The following is a 16,629-nucleotide window of genomic DNA, read 5'->3' as shown; positions in this document are numbered from 1 at the left end:
ATTACTTCCGCTAAGTGAGTCCACATGCCGGGTCCAGGCAACGTCGGCGAACGTGTCCGCAACCTGCGGCTGACCAGACGCTTGTCGCAGGCACAGCTCGCCGGTCACGACCTTTCCGACAGCTACATCTCATTGATCGAGTCCGGTAAGCGCACGCCGACGCCGACCGTGCTTCGAATGCTGGCCGAGCGCCTCGGCTGCACTCCGGAGTACCTCGCCGAGGGCGTCGAGCCGGAGCAGCGCGCCCATCTGGAGGTGCGGGAGCGCCATGCGCACCTCGCGCTGCTGGGCGGCGACCCCGTGACCGCCGAGGCGGGCTTCGACGAGGTCATCGCGCGCAGCGACGACCAGGAGCTGACGGCGCGCGCCCGCTGGGGCCGCGCCCGCGCCCTGGAGGAGCTCGGCCGCACCGACGACGCCATCGCGTTGTTCGAGGAGCTGCGCGAGCAGGCCGAACGCGATCCGGGCCGGGCGAGCTGGCTGCCGCCGGTGATCGCGCTGGCCCGCTGCTACCACGCGGTCGGCGACCTCGGCCAGGCGATCGCGCTCGGCGAGCGCGCCATGGAGCGGCTGCGGCGGCTCGGGCTCGGCGTGGGACAGGAGCACACGGAAGCGGGTCGGATCCTCCTGCTCGCCTACGTGGATCGCTCCGACCCGCGGCGCGCCCACGAGATCGGACGGCGCCTGCTGTTCCCCGAGGTGCCGGGGGACGTCTCGTCCACCAGCGCGTCCTACCAGCGGGCCAGCCTCCTCGCGCTGGACGAGGGCACGATCGGCGATTCGCTGTACTTCGCCGACCAGGCCCTGGCGGCGCGCGGTGACAGCCTCCCCGTCCAGACGCACGCACGCCTGCATCTGGCGGCGGCCAAGGCGCTGCTCAGGGGCGTTCCACCGTTCTCGGACGCCGCGCCGTCGCCGCTTCCGGGCGACGCGGGCGGGGTGGTCCCCACGTCCGGCGAATACGCCGGGACGGATCTGCCGGGCATCGCGCGGCCCCGCGCGGAGGGGACGCGGGAGAGCGCGCGGGAGGCGCTCGGGCTCCTTCAGGGGACGTCCGACCTCAAGGGCGCCGAGGCGACCGAGAGCGTGATCGCCAAGGCGCGCGCTCTCGTGCTGGTGGGCGAGCTGGAGCAGGCGATCGCGCTCCTGGAGGAGTTCATCGACGCGGGCATGGCGCTCGCGCCGCCGCCGGGCAACGGACCGCGTCCCGTGCCCACGCCGCCGGACAACGAGCTCGTCGCGCGCACCCAGCGAACCGTCCTCGCGCGGCTGGTCCTGGCGCGGGCACGCGTCGCCCAGGGAGACCCGGGCGGCGCCCAGGCCGTCCTCAGGGCCGCCGCGGAGCAGCTCGCGACCCTTCCCGCGGGACGTCCGGCCGCCCATCTCTACCGTGAGCTGGGCGAGATGTACGAGCTGGTCCGGAGCAACGCCGACGCCGCGGCGGCCTACCGCCGGGCGCTGGAGGCCGCCGGACTGCACCCCGCGCGGGCGCAGGAGGCCACCAGCGACCTGGGCCGCGTCTGACCCGCTCTGGTCTAGGAACACTGGCTCTCCGTTAGGAAACGCTGGCCCCGGAATAAAACCCGGGTCCCAGTGTTCCTAACATAGAGACATGGGATGACCGGATGTCGTCCCGCGGACGTCGCCCGGCGCCGTCCCGAGCCGCAGCCGACCGAGGGGGACCAATGACCTTGCGCACCGCCCGCCGCTCGTCGCTGGTCGACCAGGTGATCGAGCAGCTCAGGAGCGAGATCACCGGCGGGACCTGGCCGCTCGGCGCGAAGATCCCGGCGGAGCCCGTGCTGTCGGAGACGCTCGGCGTCGGCCGCAACACCGTCCGGGAGGCGGTGCGCGCCCTCACGCACGCCGGGCTCCTGGAGAGCCGCCAGGGCGACGGGACGTACGTGCGCGCCGTCAGTGAACTGTCCAGCGCCGTTCGGCGGCGCCTGGAGACGGCGGAGCTGATCGAGATCTTGGAGGTCAGGCGCGGGCTGGAGGTCGAGGCGGCCCGGCTCGCCGCCGAGCGCCGGACCCCGGAGGACATCGCCGCGATCACCGCCGCGCTCGCCGAGCGGAACGCGGCCTGGGCGGCGGGCGACCACGCCGTCTTCGTCGAGACCGACCTCGCGTTCCACACCGCGGTCGTCGACGCCACCCATAACCGGGTGCTGACCGACCTCTACCGCGACTTCAGCGACGCGCTCCGCGCCAGCATCCGCGCCGCCGGGATTCTGCTGGAGCACGCGGACGTTCCGCACGGCCCTATCGCCGCGGCCATCGAGAGCGGAGACGCGGCGGCCGCCACGTCCGCTACGCATGCGTGTCTGGACCAGATCCTCGCTTCGACGAAACCCCGCATGCGCACCACTTGAAGGAACGCCCCCACCGGGCCGCTTCTTGCAGGGACGCCTTCAGCGGGAGCCGCTGGCAGAGACGCCCTCACCGGGATTTTTTGGCAGGGACGCCCCCAGCGAGAGCCTCCGGCAGGGGCGCCCTCACCGGGCCTCTGCTTAAAGCGACGCTTCCACTAAGCCGCCTCCAGCATCCGCGCTCGCCAGGCGTCATCGCAGCTCCCGACAGCCCGGCGCCGAGTAAGCGCGTGTGCTGAGCCGCCCCGACGCGAGGCCGCCCGAAACCCGAAGACCTGTCCAGTTCGACGCGCCAGCACGGCGCATGACGAAGGTGAAATGACTTCCTCGGCCATGACCCCGACCGCACGCGTCTCGCGCGCCACAGCAGCCTGGTCGCTCGTCGGCCTGGTGCTGCTGACGATCAACCTGCGCGCCGCGATCACCGGCGTCGCGCCGCTGCTCGGTGATCTACGGGACGCGCTCTCACTCACGGGCGTGCAGGTCAGCGTCCTGACCACGCTCCCGGTGCTGTGCCTCGGCCTGTTCGCGTCGCTGGCGCCGGTGCTCGCGCGCCGGGTGGGCGCGGAAGCCGCCATCGCCGGCTCGCTGGTGATGATCACGGCGGGGATCGTGGTCCGGGTCGTCCCGTCGCCGGTGACGCTCTACCTTGGAACGGTCCTTGCCGGGGCGGGGATCGCGATGGGCAACGTCCTGCTGCCCGCCGTCATCAAGCGCGCCTTCCCCGACCGCGTCGGGTCGCTGACCGGCCTCGCGATGATGCTGATGGCCGCGAGCGGCGCCATCGCCGCCGGGCTCGCCGTACCGCTGGACGAGGCGGGCGGCTGGCGGCTCGCGCTCGCCGTGTGGGCCGTCCCGTCGCTGATCGCCGCGCTGACCTGGGGACCGCTGGCCCGCAACGCCCGCCGCGACACCACCCGTCAGGAGACGGCCCCGCGCGCGACCCCCGCCGGCGGGACGCTGCTGCGCTCGTCCAAGGCCTGGTTCGTGGCCGCGTTCATGGGCCTCGCGTCGCTGATGTTCTATGTGCTGATGTCGTGGTTGCCGGAGATCATGCGGGACGCCGGATATGCCCCCGCGACGGCCGGAATGATGGTCTCCGCCATGATGATCGTCGGTATCCCGCTCGGGTTCTTCGTCCCGGTGTTCGCCGCGCGACTGCGCGACCAGCGTTTCCTCGTCGTCGCCGTGGCGGTGACCATGGTCGTGGGGATCGTCGGCCTGCTGGCCGCGCCCGCCGCCGGATGGGTCTGGGTGCTCACGCTCGGTATCGGGACGGGCAGCGCGTTCCCGCTCGCGTACACGCTGCTGAGCCTGCGGTCGCCGAGCCCGGCGGTCGCGGCCCGGCTGTCCGGGATGGCCCAGACCGGGGGATATCTCCTGGCCGCGCTGGGGCCGCTGGCCGTGGGCGTCCTGCACAGCGTCACGGGCGGCTGGGAGGTCTCCCTCGTCCTGCTGCTGGCGCTCGTGGTGCCCGAGCTGGTCTTCGGCCTGCTGGCGGCGCGACCCGGGTTCGTCCGGCCGAGCCCGACCCGCGTGGAGCACCTGATCGAGGCCAAGGAGATCAAGCTCCCCGAACCCGCCCGGGCGCGCTGACCTCAGAGTTCGAGCTTGAAGCCCGCGTGGCTCTGGACGAAGCCGAGCGAGCCGTAGAAGCGGTGCGCGTCGTTGCGGCGGAGGTTGCTGGTCAGCTGCATCAACGTGCAACCGCGTGCCCGCGCGCGGTCGATGGTGTGACGTAGCAGGAAGTGTCCGAGCCCTTCGCCGCGCCGATCGGGCCTGATCCGGACGGCCTCCACATGCGCGCGTTCCTGGCCGTGCCGCCCCAGCCCGGGGATGTAGGTGACCTGGAGGCAGCCCACGACCTCGCCGTCCTCGTCCAGGACGAGCAATTCGTTGCGCGGGTCGGCGTCGATGGTCTCGAACGCGCGGACGTGCGCCTCGTCCGCGATCATGGTCTCGTCGGTGATCAGCGCGACGATCGCCCCGAGGTCGCCGCGGACCGCCGGACGGACGATCATCCCGGCATGTCCACCGCGTCGAGGTCGAGGACCCGCGCGTGCAGGACGACCCGCTGGTGCAGCGCGGCGCGCAGGGCGCGATGCAGGCCGTCCTCCAGGTAGAGCTCGCCCTTCCACTGGACGACGTGCGGGAACAGGTCGCCGTAGAAGGTCGAGTCCTTCGCCAGAAGCGACTGGAGGTCGAGCTCGCGTTTGGTGCTGACGAGCTGGTCGAGGCGGACCTGGCGAGGTGGAATCTTGGCCCAGTCCCGGGACGAGAGTCCGTGCTCCGGATAAGGCCTTCCGTCGCCCACCGCCTTGAAGATCACGCCTTGAGTCTACGGGGTCGCATGGGGCTGGAGAAGGCACGGCAACTGGATGGATCACCGAGTCGCGCGACCCTGGTAAACCACTGACGGTCCGCCTCGGCGCCATGGTGAATAACTACCGCGCCGGACGGGTTCGGCGCCCGGGCCGCGCACCGCCGCGTCCGGCCGAGATGGTTACCTGGCTTCGGACGGGAAATGCCTCGCATCCATCCCGGACTAATTCGCCGCAGTCCTAACCCATCCACGTTGTGCCGACTCTTTCTCCAGGTGGAGAGGGTGGGGCCAAGCCGCTCCTCCGCGGTGGCGAACTCCCCTACAACTCCTCCGCGACGCGGTGGATGAAGGCCGTGGATTCGTCCGGCGAGAGCGCGCGCCTATGCAGCTGTTCGAAAGCGAGATGGTAGCGGTAGACCTCCACCTCGTCCTCCACATAGACGTTCCCCCCGAGAAATTCCACGAAGACGATGTCGGTCTGCGGATGGGGGAACTTGAGCGTGATGAATGACCCGGCCATCGCACCGTGGGCGCCGGTGGTAAACGGCAGCACCTGGATCACCACGTTCGGCGTCTCGGTAAGCATCGACAGATGTTCGAGCTGTGCCTTCATGGTCGCCGGGCCGCCCACATGGCGGCGAATGGCCGCCTCGTCCAGCACGACGTGCAGATCGATGGGCGGCTCCTCGCGTAGGCGGCGCTGCCTGCGCAGCCGCACGTCCACCCGCCTCTCGACCTTGCCCGGCGCGGGGTCGACGACCATGCCGATCAGGGCGCGGGCGTACTCCTCGGTCTGGAGGAGCCCGTTCAGGGACTGGGCGCTGTAGCAGCGTAGGGCCTGGGCGTCGGCTTCGAGGCCGATGTAGTCGGCATAGTCGCTGCCGACGTCCGGGAGAGCGTCCCACCAGCCGCGTTCGCCGGCGGCCCGCGCCATCGCGAGCAGCCGCTCGCGGTGGCTGTCGGTGACGTGGTAGAGCTCGGCGAGCTTGCGGAGGTCGGCAAGCCTGATGAGCGTGGCGGCCGTCTCGACCCGGGAGACCTTGGCGCTGGACCAGCCGAGACTGCCCGCGACCTCCTCGCCCGTCAGCCCCTCGATCTCGCGCAGCCTGCGCAGTTCGCGGGCGAGCTGCCGGGCCCGCACCGGTGGTGAGCGGCGTTCTGCCATATGGACCTCCGCCAGGCAGCCGACTGCTATGTTGCAAAGCTGCAAGCAATACTACGTGAAAGCTTGCGCGAATCTCTACTTTCCCGCATCCTGAAACCGGGGAGTGGGGCCCTGTGCCCTCGGGAGGCGAGAGCCTTGGCGATACCGGAACCAGAGCACGCACGTCCGGCGCGGGCGTGACCGCGGATGGACGAGCGAAACGGAATGATCGCGGGGGAGCCGCGTCCGGACGAGGGGCGGCTCGGATACCACTTCCTCGCCGCCGTCGACATCGAGGGCTTCAGCCGCCTCGAAACCCTCCAACAAGTGTGGGCTCAGCGCGCGCTCAGGGCAGCGCTGGACGCCGCCGCGCACGCGGCCGGCCTCGACCGGCACCGCTGGTCGATCCAGGTCACCGGTGACGGCGAACTCGCCGTCCTGCCGCCCGGAATCGACGGGCCGAGCCTCGTCGCCGACTATCCGCACGAACTCGCCGACGCCCTCGCCACCGTGAACCGGACCCGGCATCTGACAACGCCCGCGTCCACACCTCGGCTGCGGGTACGGCTCGCTTTGCACCACGGCCCCGTCGCCGACGGCCATCTCGGCCCGGCGGGCAGCGCCCCGATCGTGATCTCGCGCCTGCTCGACCTCGACGCCCTGCGCGCCGAACTGTCCCGCCAGGAGGACGAGGACCTCGCCCTCATCATCTCCCCCGCGCTCTATGACGACGTGGTCAGGAGCCGTTTCCGCGGCCTCGATCCGGAGGGCTTCTACCCGGTGGAACAGATGGTCAAGGACGTGCCGCATCTGGGCTACATCCGCGGCGACCGGGAGCCGTCCGCGCCCACCGCCCGGGTGCGCACCGGCCCGCCGCGGACGCCGGTTCTCCCATTTTCGCCCCGCCGAAGGCCGAGAGGGCGCGGGCGGACAATCACGGCGCCACAATAACCGGGGACGAACTCTTGCCGAACGGACAATCACGGGATAGAACTCGATCAGGGACGAGGCTCCGGTAGGTGTTCGAACCCCGGCATCATCCGATGCCGGGGTAGTTTGGCTGAGAGGGATGTGTAATGTCGGCTCCTGATTGGTCCAACACTGCATGGCGTAAGAGCGCCCGCAGCAACGGTATCGGCAACTGCGTCGAGGTCGCGACATCCGGCGACCTGATCGGGGTCCGCGACTCCAAGAACATCTCCGCGGGTGTGGTGCTGGTCTTCGCCAAGGACGACTGGCGGGCGTTCACCGGCGCCATCAAGGCGGCCGGCGGCCGTCACTGAAACGCTCCCTCTCCCGGTTTTCGCTCGTTCCCCGCTGATCAACGCGCGGTGCCATGCGGTCATGACCGGCGAATTCGGAGTATCTTCGCGGCTTGGACGCATTATTCGTTGAGAACGCGTCCAAGCCGCGTTTCGTCATGCGTCCGCACGTATTGGAGCGCCCGCCCTGAGAGCCTTGGAGCGCCCGGGCCTGAGGGCCTCGGGACGCTTGACTGCGAAGGACTGTCGGCCGCCGGGGGCAGACCATCGGCCTGCCCCCGGACGGGGTACCGGCGCGAGCCGGGGTATAGCTTGCAACAAGGCATCACCAGAGCCCCACCGGAGGCAGGCGCTTCATGGCTGAGTTCAAGGTCTTCCCCGACCCCGCCTCGCTCGCGCGGGAGGTCGCGGCGAGAGCGATAAGGGAGATCAACGAATCCGCCGGCGAGAATGGCTCGGCGACCTGGGTCCTGGCGGGCGGCAGCACCCCGGCGGCGGCCTACCGCGTCATCGCCGAACACGCGGCGGACGTCGCCTGGGACCGCGTCAGCGTCATCATGGGCGACGAGCGATGCGTGCCGCTCGATCACCCCGACTCCAACTGGCGTCAGGCCGCCGACCTGCTGCTCTCCAAGGTCCCGATCCCCGAGTCCGGCCGGACGCCGCCCCCCGTCCACCTGCCGCCGGACGAAGCGGCCGCCGAATACGCGAAAATCCTGAGCGAACTCCCCGGGCAAACCGAGTTCGGCCCCCGCCTCGACCATGTTTGGCTCGGCATGGGGGAGGACGGCCATTGCCTCTCCCTCTTCCCCGGCCACCCGGAACTCGACATCACCACCCCGAGCGTCATTCCCGTTCTCGATTCCCCCAAGCCGCCGCCGACCCGCATCACCCTCACTCTCGGCGCGCTCCGCGCCACCCGGAACTGCCTGATCGTCGCGGCGGGCAAGGGCAAGGCCGCCGCCGTCTCCGAAGCGCGATCGGGCAGCCTCGACCTTCCAGTGGCACTGGCCGCCCACACCATCGAACAGGCGGGTGGAAATGTCACCTGGCTCCTGGACGAGGCCGCCGCAGGAAATTAGCGAGTCATCGCGGGGGCGAGCCGAATCACCGGGTACACCCGTTTTGACTCGGCCTGGTACTTGGCGATCCGAGGTTGAGCGGCCGCGATCCGGCGCCACGCTTCCTCGCGCTCCGCACCGTCGAGCGGGTGCGGCGTCACCGGCACGGCCTCGTGTCCCGGTAAATCGGTAGCCGTCTGCTCGGATGCGCCATCAGATTGGCATGCCAGTCGGGGTGCCGACTCCCCCCCCGCCCGACGCGACGACGAGGCGCGCGTCGTCACCGTCGGCGCACCACGCCAGCGGCGTTTCCCGAGGCCGCCCGCTCCGGCAGCCGGACGTGTGCAGGTTGAGCACGTACATGCCCATGAACGTGCCACGACCACGGCGGACCTTGCGATTCATACGGGCGTTCATTCGGCGCTGCATGCACCGCGAGAACACCCCGGGCGTTCGGGGCTCCCGTTTTCGCGCCCGTCCACCCGTTGATCCTGTCCCCTGCGCGACCTCCGTCAACGAATCAGCAACGCCGGTGACGCTAGGTGACCTTCACCTACGAACGTTCTCGAATTTTGACCACTTCCCTGGCCTTCAGGGCACGTGGAATCCATCCAACGGCTCACCGTGTGGGACGCCGGGGCCGGGCGCGGGCGCAGCACGCCTACCCGGTCGCCCGCCTCCGTCCCGTCCCGAAGGCATGGCGGCTACGGCCCCTGAAGCCCGCCCCGGGCCCGAGCGCGGCATCGCTTAGCAATCAGGCCCAACGGGCTATCCCGCGCTATCGCGACAGCGTGCGTATCGCGCCGCATGAGCCACGCTCACCTACAGCCAGGCAGCCGTGAGTAGACGTGATCGGCGGGCGCCCCTGCGCAGGCAGCCCGCCGGAAGTTTGCCCTTGTAATGCGCATACGAGATCGTTACGGCCCCTGCACACGGGTGCCCAGGTCAGATTGCCGCTTGCCCCCGCCGGAGTCGCCCCTTGCCAAGGGGACGGCGTCCTACCAATCAAGTCAGGTGGGCCCTGGGATTCAGGAGCTGGTGACGGCCTGACCGGCCTCGGCCTTATCGGTCCCTCGCCCATGCCAGGGAAGGCCGGAGACCTCCCAGGCCGCCTCGATCATCTGGAAGATCTCGTTCAGCGCGGCATCCGGATCGGCCGCCTCGCGGGCCAGTGAGAAGGCGTCGATCGCGAACCTGGCGATCGTCCGGCAGGACGTCGTGGACTCCGGCAGATCGAGGGCTCCGGCTATGGCCGTCGCCACCGACTCCGCGTGGCGCAGCCGCATCGCCCCCTCGTACTGCCGCAGGGCGGGCGATTCGTCGACCATCTGCCAGATCGGAAGGGCGCTGTCCGCCCCGCAGTGTCGCAGCAGGGCCTCGATCTCGCGACGCAGCGCGGGGATGAGCGGCTCGTGCGGGTCCCGGTCGGTGACGGCCCGGGTGAGGCGCTGCTCGAAGTCCTGGTCCTGCTCGAACACCAGGGCCTCTTTGGAGGCGAAGTGGGAGAAGAGCGTGGTGACGGCCACGTCGGCCTCGGCGGCCACGTCACGGATGCCCACCGCGTCGTACCCGCGCTCCAGGAAGAGTCGCATGGCCGCGTCGGCGATCTTCTGGCGGGTCGCGGCCTTCTTGCGCTCCCGACGTCCCGGCGGCACCGTCATGCCCAGATGCTACCAGATTCAAAATCGTATCAGATTCAAAAAGCTAACTGTTAGTGCTATCGTCGACCGCATGAAGAAGGTGATCTACGCCGAGTTCGGCGGTCCTGACGTTCTGCAACTCCTGGACGCCGAGGAGCCCCACGCGGGCCCCGGCGAAGTACGCGTCGCCGTGCGGGCGGCGGGCGTGAACCCCGTCGACTGGCGGCTCCGAGAAGGCCAGGTCCTGGGCGCCCACCCGGTCACCCTCCCCGCCGGGGTCGGCCTGGACGCCGCCGGTGTGGTGGACGAGGTCGGTGACGGCGTCGAAGGGGTCGCGGTCGGCGACCACGTGTTCGGTGAGGGGACCGACACCTATGCCGAGTTCTCGGTTCTGAACGCCTGGGCCCAAATGCCCACGGGCCTGACGTTCGAGGAGGCGGCCGGGTACCCCTCCGTGATGGAGACCGCGCTGCGCGTCCTCCGCGAGGTCGGTGTGCAACCGGGCCAGACGCTGCTGGTCAGCGGCGCGGCCGGGGGAGTCGGATCCGCGGTGCTACAGATCGCCCGCGAACGCGGTATCACGGTGATCGGCACAGCCAGCCCCGCGAACCAGGAGTACGTGCGCGGCCTGGGCGCCGTCGCCACCACGTACGGCGCGGGCTGGGTCGAGCGGGTGCGGGGGCTGGGCAAGGCCGACGCGGCCCTCGACCTGGCCGGCGCGGGTGTGATCAGTGAACTCGTCGAGCTGACCGGGGATCCGCGGAAGGTCGTCTCCATCGCCGACCTCGACGCGCCGAAGCTCGGTGTCCGGTTCTCCAACCAGGCCGGGAGCATAAGGGACGCGCTCGCCGAGACCGTCCGCCTCATCTCGGGCGGAAAGCTCCACATTCCCGTCCAGAAGTCGTACACGCTGCCCGAGGCCGCCGCCGCGCACGCCGATAGCCGCTCCGGCCACACACGCGGACGTCGAGTGATCCTCGTCTGACCCCCGCCTACGCCCACCCCGGCAGCCCGAACCTCTCAGTCACCACCCCCACCAAGAAGGTGTCCAAGCCGAATCTCACAGTGTCAACTCGTCCGGCCTGATCAGGAAGGTCGCCATAACTGGACGACGCCCCACACCCCGGGCACCGGACCACATCGCCCTGATCCGTCCTGAACACCAGCCCGGCACCGACCCGACCGAGAAGGGGGCCTGCAACCCATGTGACAGCTGAACTCCAAGCCCCCAGGCTTGCGCGCCAACTCGCCAGCGGCTCACCGCCCCGTGCAGCAGGACGCACACAGGGAAGCGCTCGCCAATCAGGTCGGCGGGACCGCGGGATCCCAACCAAGTCGTCCAGCGCGCTCACGAGGCCCCGACGGCAACACAGATGCCCAGTACCTGCGAGAAGCCGGTAGATGGCAGGTATCCACCCGGCTAGAACCCTGTAAGGGCGCCCTTCGGTTGGCGATCCCACGAAGGAACGCCGCCGATCCGTCCATCCACCGACACCTGACAGCAACCACGGCAGCCCCGGCCGCAGCAGCGACCGCAGTCCCGGCCCTCGCACATCCCCCTCGCCCTCTCCATGGCGGCCCAAACCTTGAGGAAGACGAGGCCACGCAGAAGCGCAACGCGTCCAAGAGGCCCACGCCCTCAACGACCGACCGTGTCCCGCGTGTTGTGCGTGCGGGCCCCTGCCTGATGGACGTCCGACTGCGCCTCGCGTGGTGGGGCATTCGCCTGCGCTCTGCGTGCGGGGCGTCCGACCGTTCTGCGCGTGTGCGAGTGGCCGTGCGCGTGTTAAGCGTGCGACGGTGTTCCGCCTGCTGGGCGTGCGGCCGTCCTCCGGGTGTTGTGTGCGGCGGTCCCGCACGCTGGACGAATGGCCGCGCCCTGTCTGATGCATCTCCGGCTGTGCCTCGCGTGGTGGGCGTTCGAGCGCCCTCTGTGTGCGGGGCGTCCGGCTGCACTACGCGTGCTGCGAGTGGCCGCGCCCGCGCGCTGGGCGCGCGGCGGTGCTTCGCGGGTTGCGTGCGGCGGCCCCGCGTGCTGCGAGTGGCCGCGCCCGCGCGCTGGGCGCGCGGGCGTGTTCCGGGTGTTGCGTGCGGCGGCCCCGCGTGATGCGTGTGGCCGGGCGCCGCGGGGTGGACGCTTGACTGCGCCTTGCGGGCCGGGCGTGTGACCGTGCTCCCGTGTGGGACGTCCGGCTGCGTTCCACGCGGTAAGCGTGCGGCCGTGCTTCGCGGCTTGCGTGCGGCGGCCCCGCACGCTGGACGAGTGCCCGCGCCCTGTCTGCTGGGCGTTCGACTGCGCTCTGTGTATCGGGCGTGCGGTCGTGTGACGGTGCTCCGCGCGCTGGCGAGCGGTTGCGCCCTGACTGCGGGACGTTCGACAACGCCCCTATGTTGGACGTCCGGCTGCGCTACGTGCGCCAAGCGTGCGCCCGCTCCCTGCGTGGTGGGTTGCGGCCGCGCTGCCGCTTGGCGTGTTCGTCGGCGGCGGGGCGGGCCGAACGCCGATGGATGAGTACCCCGCGTCCCAGATGGAGTTGGTCGATATTTCGTGGCTCCGCGGCCGGGTCCGTTCGCTGTACGGCTCTGACGTCCCCTGACGTCGATCTGGTCGAGGGTCTTCTGTCCTCTTCGAGCCCGAGCTGATCACTCGGGATTCGTCAGGTGACCTCGGTGGTCCAGGTGGCGTACATCTGGGCGTACCTGCCGCCGGCGGCGATGAGTTGGTCGTGCGAGCCGGACTCGACGATCCGGCCCTCGTCCACGACGACGACGCGGTCGGCCTTCATGGCGGTCGAGAGGCGGTGCGCGATCAGGATCGCGGTGCGGCCCTCCAGCAGCACGTCCAGGGCGTTCTCGATCTTGTGCTCGGACTGGAGGTCGAGGTTGGACGTGGCCTCGTCCAATATCAGCACCCGGGGCTGGGCCAGGAATGCTCTGGCCAGGGCGACGAGCTGCCGTTCACCGGACGACATGGACTGGCCCCGCTCCTGGACGGCGGTGTCGAGGCCGTCGGGCAGCCGGTCGACCACGTCGTCCAGGCCGACCGCACGCAGCGCCTCCCGCACCTGGTCGTCGGAGGCGTCCGGGATCGCGAAGCGGATGTTGTCCCGGAGCGGCCCGGCGAACAGGAAGGGCTCCTGCGGCACGACGCCGAGCTGCCTGCGCAGGGATTCGATCCGGACGTCCCGGAGGTCGCGTCCGTCGATGAGTATCCGGCCGTGGCCCGGGTCGTAGAACCGGGTGATCAGTTTGGTGAGGGTGGACTTGCCCGCGCCGGTCGGGCCGACGAACGCCACCGTTTCACCGGCCTTGATCTCCAGCGACACGTCGGAGACCACTGGCCGGTCGGGAAGATAGCCGAACGTCACGTCCTCGAAGATGACCTCGCCCTCGACGCGCGGCAGGTCGACGGCTTCGGGCTTTTCCACGACGTCCGGACGGGTGCTCAGCAGTTGCCGCAGCTTCACGATCGACGACTGTCCCTGCTGGTAGGTGCTGTACTGCTGCACCAGTTGCTGGATGGGCTGGAAGAACGACCCCAGGTAGAGCAGGAACGCGACCAGCTCGCCGATGGTCAGTCTTCCGTCGGTGACCATGCCCGCGCCGATGGCCAGCAGGACGATCTGCCCGGCGACGCCGATGACCTGGGTGCCGGGCGTGTAGATCGAATTGATCCGTCCGGTCTGGAGGCTGGCGTCGAAGTACCTGCCGGTGACCCGCCGGTGGTGCTCGGTGTTGCGCCGCTGCCGGTTGTGCGCGGTGACGATGCGCACGCCTTGCAGGCTCTCGGAGAGGTCGGCGATCACGTCGGCGGTGGCGTCCCGTACCCGCAGGTATCCCTTGCCGGACGCGCAGCGGAACCAGAGCGACATCGCGGTCATGACGGGCACGACCAACACGATCGTGATGAGCGCCAGCCGCACGTCGTAGGTGAACAGCACCGCCGAGACGATGACCATGGTCAGGCCCTGGATGGCGAACTGCGCCAGGCCCTCCTGCAACAGCGCCTGGAGGTTCTCGATGTCGGCGGTCATCCGGGTCATGATCACGCCGGCCTTCTCCCCGGTGTAGAAGTTCAGCGACAGCCGCTGCAACTGGGTGAAGACCCGTACGCGCAGGTCGTTCATCACCCACGCGGCGACCCGCCCGGTGACCTTGACCCGCGCGGCCTGCGTGAGGCCGGTGACCACCAGGTTGACCAGGTAGATCGCCGCGACCAGAACCAGGACGCCGAAGTCCTTCGCCGTGATGCCGTCGTCGATGCCGATCTGGGTCAGTAGCGGACCGGCCTGCAACGTCAGCGCCTCCACGACCACGAGCACGCCGGCCAGCAGCGCCATCGTCCCGTACGGACGGACCAGGCGCCGCAGGCTCAGCCTCGCGCCGTCGGGATCGGGCCGGGCGTGCTCGAAGACGACCTCGGGCTCGGAGTGTTCCGGCTCTGTCTTGAGCAACATCTCGACACCCGGCCGCATCTCCGGCGGCACACCGGCGAACGGGTGCGCCGACGCGGTCGCGCCGCCGCCGGTGGACGTCGCGCCGAAACCGCTCCCGCCACCGCCGCCGGGGAACGTCATCGGCCCGTCCCTTCCAGTGCCTCGACGCGCTCGTCCGCTTGCGCGAGCACTTCCGCGTAGAGCGGCGTGCTCGCCAGCAGTTCGGTGTGCGTGCCGTCGGCGACGATCCGGCCGCCGTCCAGCAGCACCACGCGGTCGGCCAGGCCAATCGTGGACGGCCGGTGCGCGATGATCAGTGTCGTCCGGCCGGCGAACAGCGTCCGCAGCCCGGCGTGGATCTCCTGCTCCACCTGGACGTCGATGGCGCTTGTGGCGTCGTCGAGCACCAGCACCGGCGGGTTCACCAGCAGCGTCCTCGCGATCGCGATGCGCTGCCGCTGCCCGCCCGACAGCGTGTAGCCGCGTTCACCGATGACGGTGCCATACCCCTCGGACAGTTCGGCGATGAACCCGTGCGCCCCGGCCAGCCGGGCCGCCCGCTCGATGTCGGCGATGTCGGCGTCCGGCCGTCCGTAGGCGATGTTGTCGCGGACCGACGCCGAGAACAGGAACGGCTCGTCCAGGACGACGCCGACGGTGTCGCGCAGGCTGTGCAGCGTCAGGTCCCGGACGTCGTGTCCATCCACGGTGATCGAACCCTCGCGCACGTCGTAGAACCGCGGCAGCAGCCTGGCCACGGTGGACTTCCCGGTGCCGGTCCGTCCGACCAGCGCGACCGTCTCGCCGCCGCGCAGCCGCAGCGAGAACCCGTTCAACACGTCGGGCCCGTCGCCGTAGCCGAAGGCGACGTCGTGGAATTCGACGTCGCCGCGCGCCTCGGTGAGCACCAGCGCCCCGGGGGCGTCGACGATCTCCGGCCTCTCGTCCAGCACCTCGTACAGCCGTTTCGCCGCGGCCGACGCCCGCTGCCCGAACGTGATCAGCCTGCCGAGCACCCGGAACGGCACCTGGAGCATCAGCAGGTACGAGCTGAAGGCCACGATCGCGCCGATGCCCAGGCTGCCCTCGATCACGAGGTGCCCGCCGTACAGCAGGACGATCGCCATGCTGATGCTGGGGAGGTTCTGCACCAAGGGCGTCCACCGCGCGCGCAGGTCGGCGTCCTTCACATAGGCCCAGCGAACTCTCGCCGCCGCCTTCTGGAGCAGCGACAGCTGGTTCCGCTCGGCCGCGAACGACTTCACCACGCGGACGCCGTGGACGTTCTCGTCCACCACGGTCGCCACGTCGGCCAGCCGTGCCTGGATCAGCCACGACACCGGGAACATCTCCCGCTGCATGCGCTTGCCGGTCACATAGAACAACGGCATCGGCAGCATGGCCAGGACGGCCAGCGGCACGTTGATCGCCAGCATGTACACGAACGCCACCAGCGAGACGCCGCACTGCACCAGCAGATACGGCGCGAACCCCAGATACATCTGCACCGTGCGGATATCGGAGTTGGCGCGGGAGATCAGCTGCCCGCTCTGCACCCGGTCGTAGAAGGGGAACGACAGATTGGTCAGGTGCTCGTACACCATGTTGCGCAGGTCGTACTCGATCCTGGCCGCGGCGCGGAACAGCAGCTGCTTGGACGCGAAGCCGACGATCAACATGACCACCGTCAGCCCGACCAGCCACCACAGGTAGTGCGCCAGCGGCACCCGGTCCGAGACGACCGAGTTGTCGAGCGCTTCCTGGATCACCTTCGGCACCTGAACGGCCACCAACGTGCTGGCCCCGGACGACACCAGCGCCGTCCCGAACATCCACTTGTGCGCCCGGACCAGCGGCCACGCCCGCCGCAGCCAGGAACGACTCGGATCCGGGTCGATCGCCGCACCCGGCGGGCTCACCTGGATTCCTTCCGCCGCGCGTCCTCCCGGGCGACCCACTCCGCTTGCCGCTCACTCGCCAGCGCCTCGCGCCACAGCGCCAACGCGTCCATCGCCCGCTTGGCCTGGTCCCCATCGAGGAACGAGGTCAGCTCGCCTAGCCTCCGTCCGATCTCCTCGTTGGCCGTGGCCAGCAGGTGCCGACCCTCGGATGTGATCACGAGTGCGATCTTGCGTCGGTCATGGGGATCGGGCTCGCGCCGCACGTACTTGCCCGCCACCAAGCCGTCCATGACCGCGGTGACGGTCGCCGGCATCACCGACAACTCCCACGCCACCCGCGACGCCGTCGGCGAATCCTCCCGCGCCAACACGGACAGCATCCGGTACTGCGGCAACGTCAGCTCCACACGGAGCAGAGCATGTTCAACGGCCTTGGCCAGCGCGGCCACGACCACGCCCGGCTCAACTGCTTCGGGAGACACACATTTAGATT

Annotated in this window: 15 protein-coding genes; 7 read left to right on the top strand and 8 right to left on the bottom strand. The window is 69.9% G+C overall.

The window, feature by feature from the left end; translation table 11 throughout:
* Window positions 1–24 precede the first annotated feature (24 nt).
* From K2F47_RS28000 to K2F47_RS27990, 3 genes are all read left to right on the top strand, one after another.
* Window positions 25–1,524 carry a helix-turn-helix transcriptional regulator gene (locus K2F47_RS28000; RefSeq protein WP_242908526.1) on the top strand — a complete coding sequence of 500 codons (1,500 nt, stop codon included), beginning with the start codon at window positions 25–27 and terminating at the stop codon, window positions 1,522–1,524.
* A gap of 161 nt (window positions 1,525–1,685) precedes the next feature.
* The gene (locus tag K2F47_RS27995; protein WP_242908524.1) at window positions 1,686–2,372 is read left to right on the top strand and encodes a FadR/GntR family transcriptional regulator; all 687 of its coding nucleotides are present in this window, start codon (window positions 1,686–1,688) and stop codon (window positions 2,370–2,372) included.
* Between the two features lie 330 nt (window positions 2,373–2,702).
* A complete protein-coding gene (locus tag K2F47_RS27990; protein WP_242908522.1) occupies window positions 2,703–3,965 on the top strand; it encodes a CynX/NimT family MFS transporter in 1,263 nt (420 codons plus the stop codon).
* Between the two features lie 2 nt (window positions 3,966–3,967).
* Here the strand turns inward: K2F47_RS27990 and K2F47_RS27985 are convergent, their stop codons facing one another.
* From K2F47_RS27985 to K2F47_RS27975, 3 genes are all read right to left on the bottom strand, one after another.
* Entirely contained in the window at window positions 3,968–4,390 is a 423-nt protein-coding gene (locus K2F47_RS27985) for a GNAT family N-acetyltransferase (RefSeq protein WP_242908520.1), read from the bottom strand.
* Entirely contained in the window at window positions 4,387–4,698 is a 312-nt protein-coding gene (locus tag K2F47_RS27980; protein ID WP_242908518.1) for a type II toxin-antitoxin system VapB family antitoxin, read from the bottom strand. The genes K2F47_RS27985 and K2F47_RS27980 overlap by 4 nt, the downstream gene beginning before the upstream one ends.
* A 313-nt stretch (window positions 4,699–5,011) precedes the next feature.
* Window positions 5,012–5,857 (bottom strand): helix-turn-helix domain-containing protein, encoded by an 846-nt coding sequence (locus K2F47_RS27975; protein ID WP_242908517.1) that lies wholly within the window; start codon window positions 5,855–5,857, stop codon window positions 5,012–5,014.
* Window positions 5,858–6,043: 186 nt separating this feature from the next.
* On the opposite strand from K2F47_RS27975, the gene K2F47_RS27970 reads away from it, so the two are divergent.
* The 3 genes from K2F47_RS27970 (at window position 6,044) to pgl (ending at window position 8,180) form a co-directional block, all read left to right on the top strand.
* A complete protein-coding gene (locus K2F47_RS27970; RefSeq protein WP_242908515.1) occupies window positions 6,044–6,787 on the top strand; it encodes a hypothetical protein in 744 nt (247 codons plus the stop codon).
* Between the two features lie 125 nt (window positions 6,788–6,912).
* A complete protein-coding gene (locus K2F47_RS27965) occupies window positions 6,913–7,119 on the top strand; it encodes a DUF397 domain-containing protein (protein WP_242908513.1) in 207 nt (68 codons plus the stop codon).
* Window positions 7,120–7,454: 335 nt separating this feature from the next.
* Window positions 7,455–8,180: a 6-phosphogluconolactonase gene (pgl, locus tag K2F47_RS27960; RefSeq protein WP_242908511.1), complete on the top strand. Its 726-nt coding sequence runs from the start codon at window positions 7,455–7,457 to the stop codon at window positions 8,178–8,180.
* Window positions 8,181–8,372: 192 nt separating this feature from the next.
* Here pgl and K2F47_RS27955 read toward each other — a convergent pair whose 3' ends face one another.
* Both K2F47_RS27955 and K2F47_RS27950 read right to left on the bottom strand, forming a co-directional pair.
* A complete protein-coding gene (locus tag K2F47_RS27955; protein ID WP_242908815.1) occupies window positions 8,373–8,522 on the bottom strand; it encodes a nitroreductase/quinone reductase family protein in 150 nt (49 codons plus the stop codon).
* Window positions 8,523–9,187: 665 nt separating this feature from the next.
* On the bottom strand, window positions 9,188–9,820 hold the full coding sequence (locus tag K2F47_RS27950) for a TetR/AcrR family transcriptional regulator (protein ID WP_242908509.1): 633 nt from the start codon (window positions 9,818–9,820) through the stop codon (window positions 9,188–9,190).
* A 70-nt stretch (window positions 9,821–9,890) separates the two neighbouring features.
* Between K2F47_RS27950 and K2F47_RS27945 the strand changes: the two genes are divergently transcribed.
* Window positions 9,891–10,784, top strand: a complete 894-nt coding sequence (locus K2F47_RS27945; RefSeq protein ID WP_242908507.1) for an NADP-dependent oxidoreductase — start codon at window positions 9,891–9,893, stop codon at window positions 10,782–10,784.
* A 1,672-nt stretch (window positions 10,785–12,456) separates the two neighbouring features.
* On the opposite strand, the gene K2F47_RS27940 is transcribed toward K2F47_RS27945, so the two are convergent.
* The 3 genes from K2F47_RS27940 to K2F47_RS27930 are packed head-to-tail and all read right to left on the bottom strand — an operon-like array spanning window position 12,457 to window position 16,591.
* Complete coding sequence (locus K2F47_RS27940; RefSeq protein WP_242908505.1) at window positions 12,457–14,376, bottom strand: ABC transporter ATP-binding protein; 1,920 nt, start codon at window positions 14,374–14,376, stop codon at window positions 12,457–12,459.
* On the bottom strand, window positions 14,373–16,154 hold the full coding sequence (locus K2F47_RS27935; RefSeq protein ID WP_242908503.1) for an ABC transporter ATP-binding protein: 1,782 nt from the start codon (window positions 16,152–16,154) through the stop codon (window positions 14,373–14,375). Before K2F47_RS27935 ends, K2F47_RS27940 begins: the two co-directional genes overlap by 4 nt.
* Entirely contained in the window at window positions 16,151–16,591 is a 441-nt protein-coding gene (locus K2F47_RS27930) for a MarR family winged helix-turn-helix transcriptional regulator (RefSeq protein WP_242908501.1), read from the bottom strand. Before K2F47_RS27930 ends, K2F47_RS27935 begins: the two co-directional genes overlap by 4 nt.
* Between the last annotated feature and the right edge of the window lie 38 nt (window positions 16,592–16,629).

The sequence above is a fragment of the Actinomadura terrae genome, from assembly GCF_022751215.1.
In the GTDB taxonomy this organism is placed as follows: domain Bacteria; phylum Actinomycetota; class Actinomycetes; order Streptosporangiales; family Streptosporangiaceae; genus Spirillospora; species Spirillospora terrae.
Note: the sequence above shows the minus strand (reverse complement) of the source record. Positions and strands in the feature narration are given on the sequence as shown.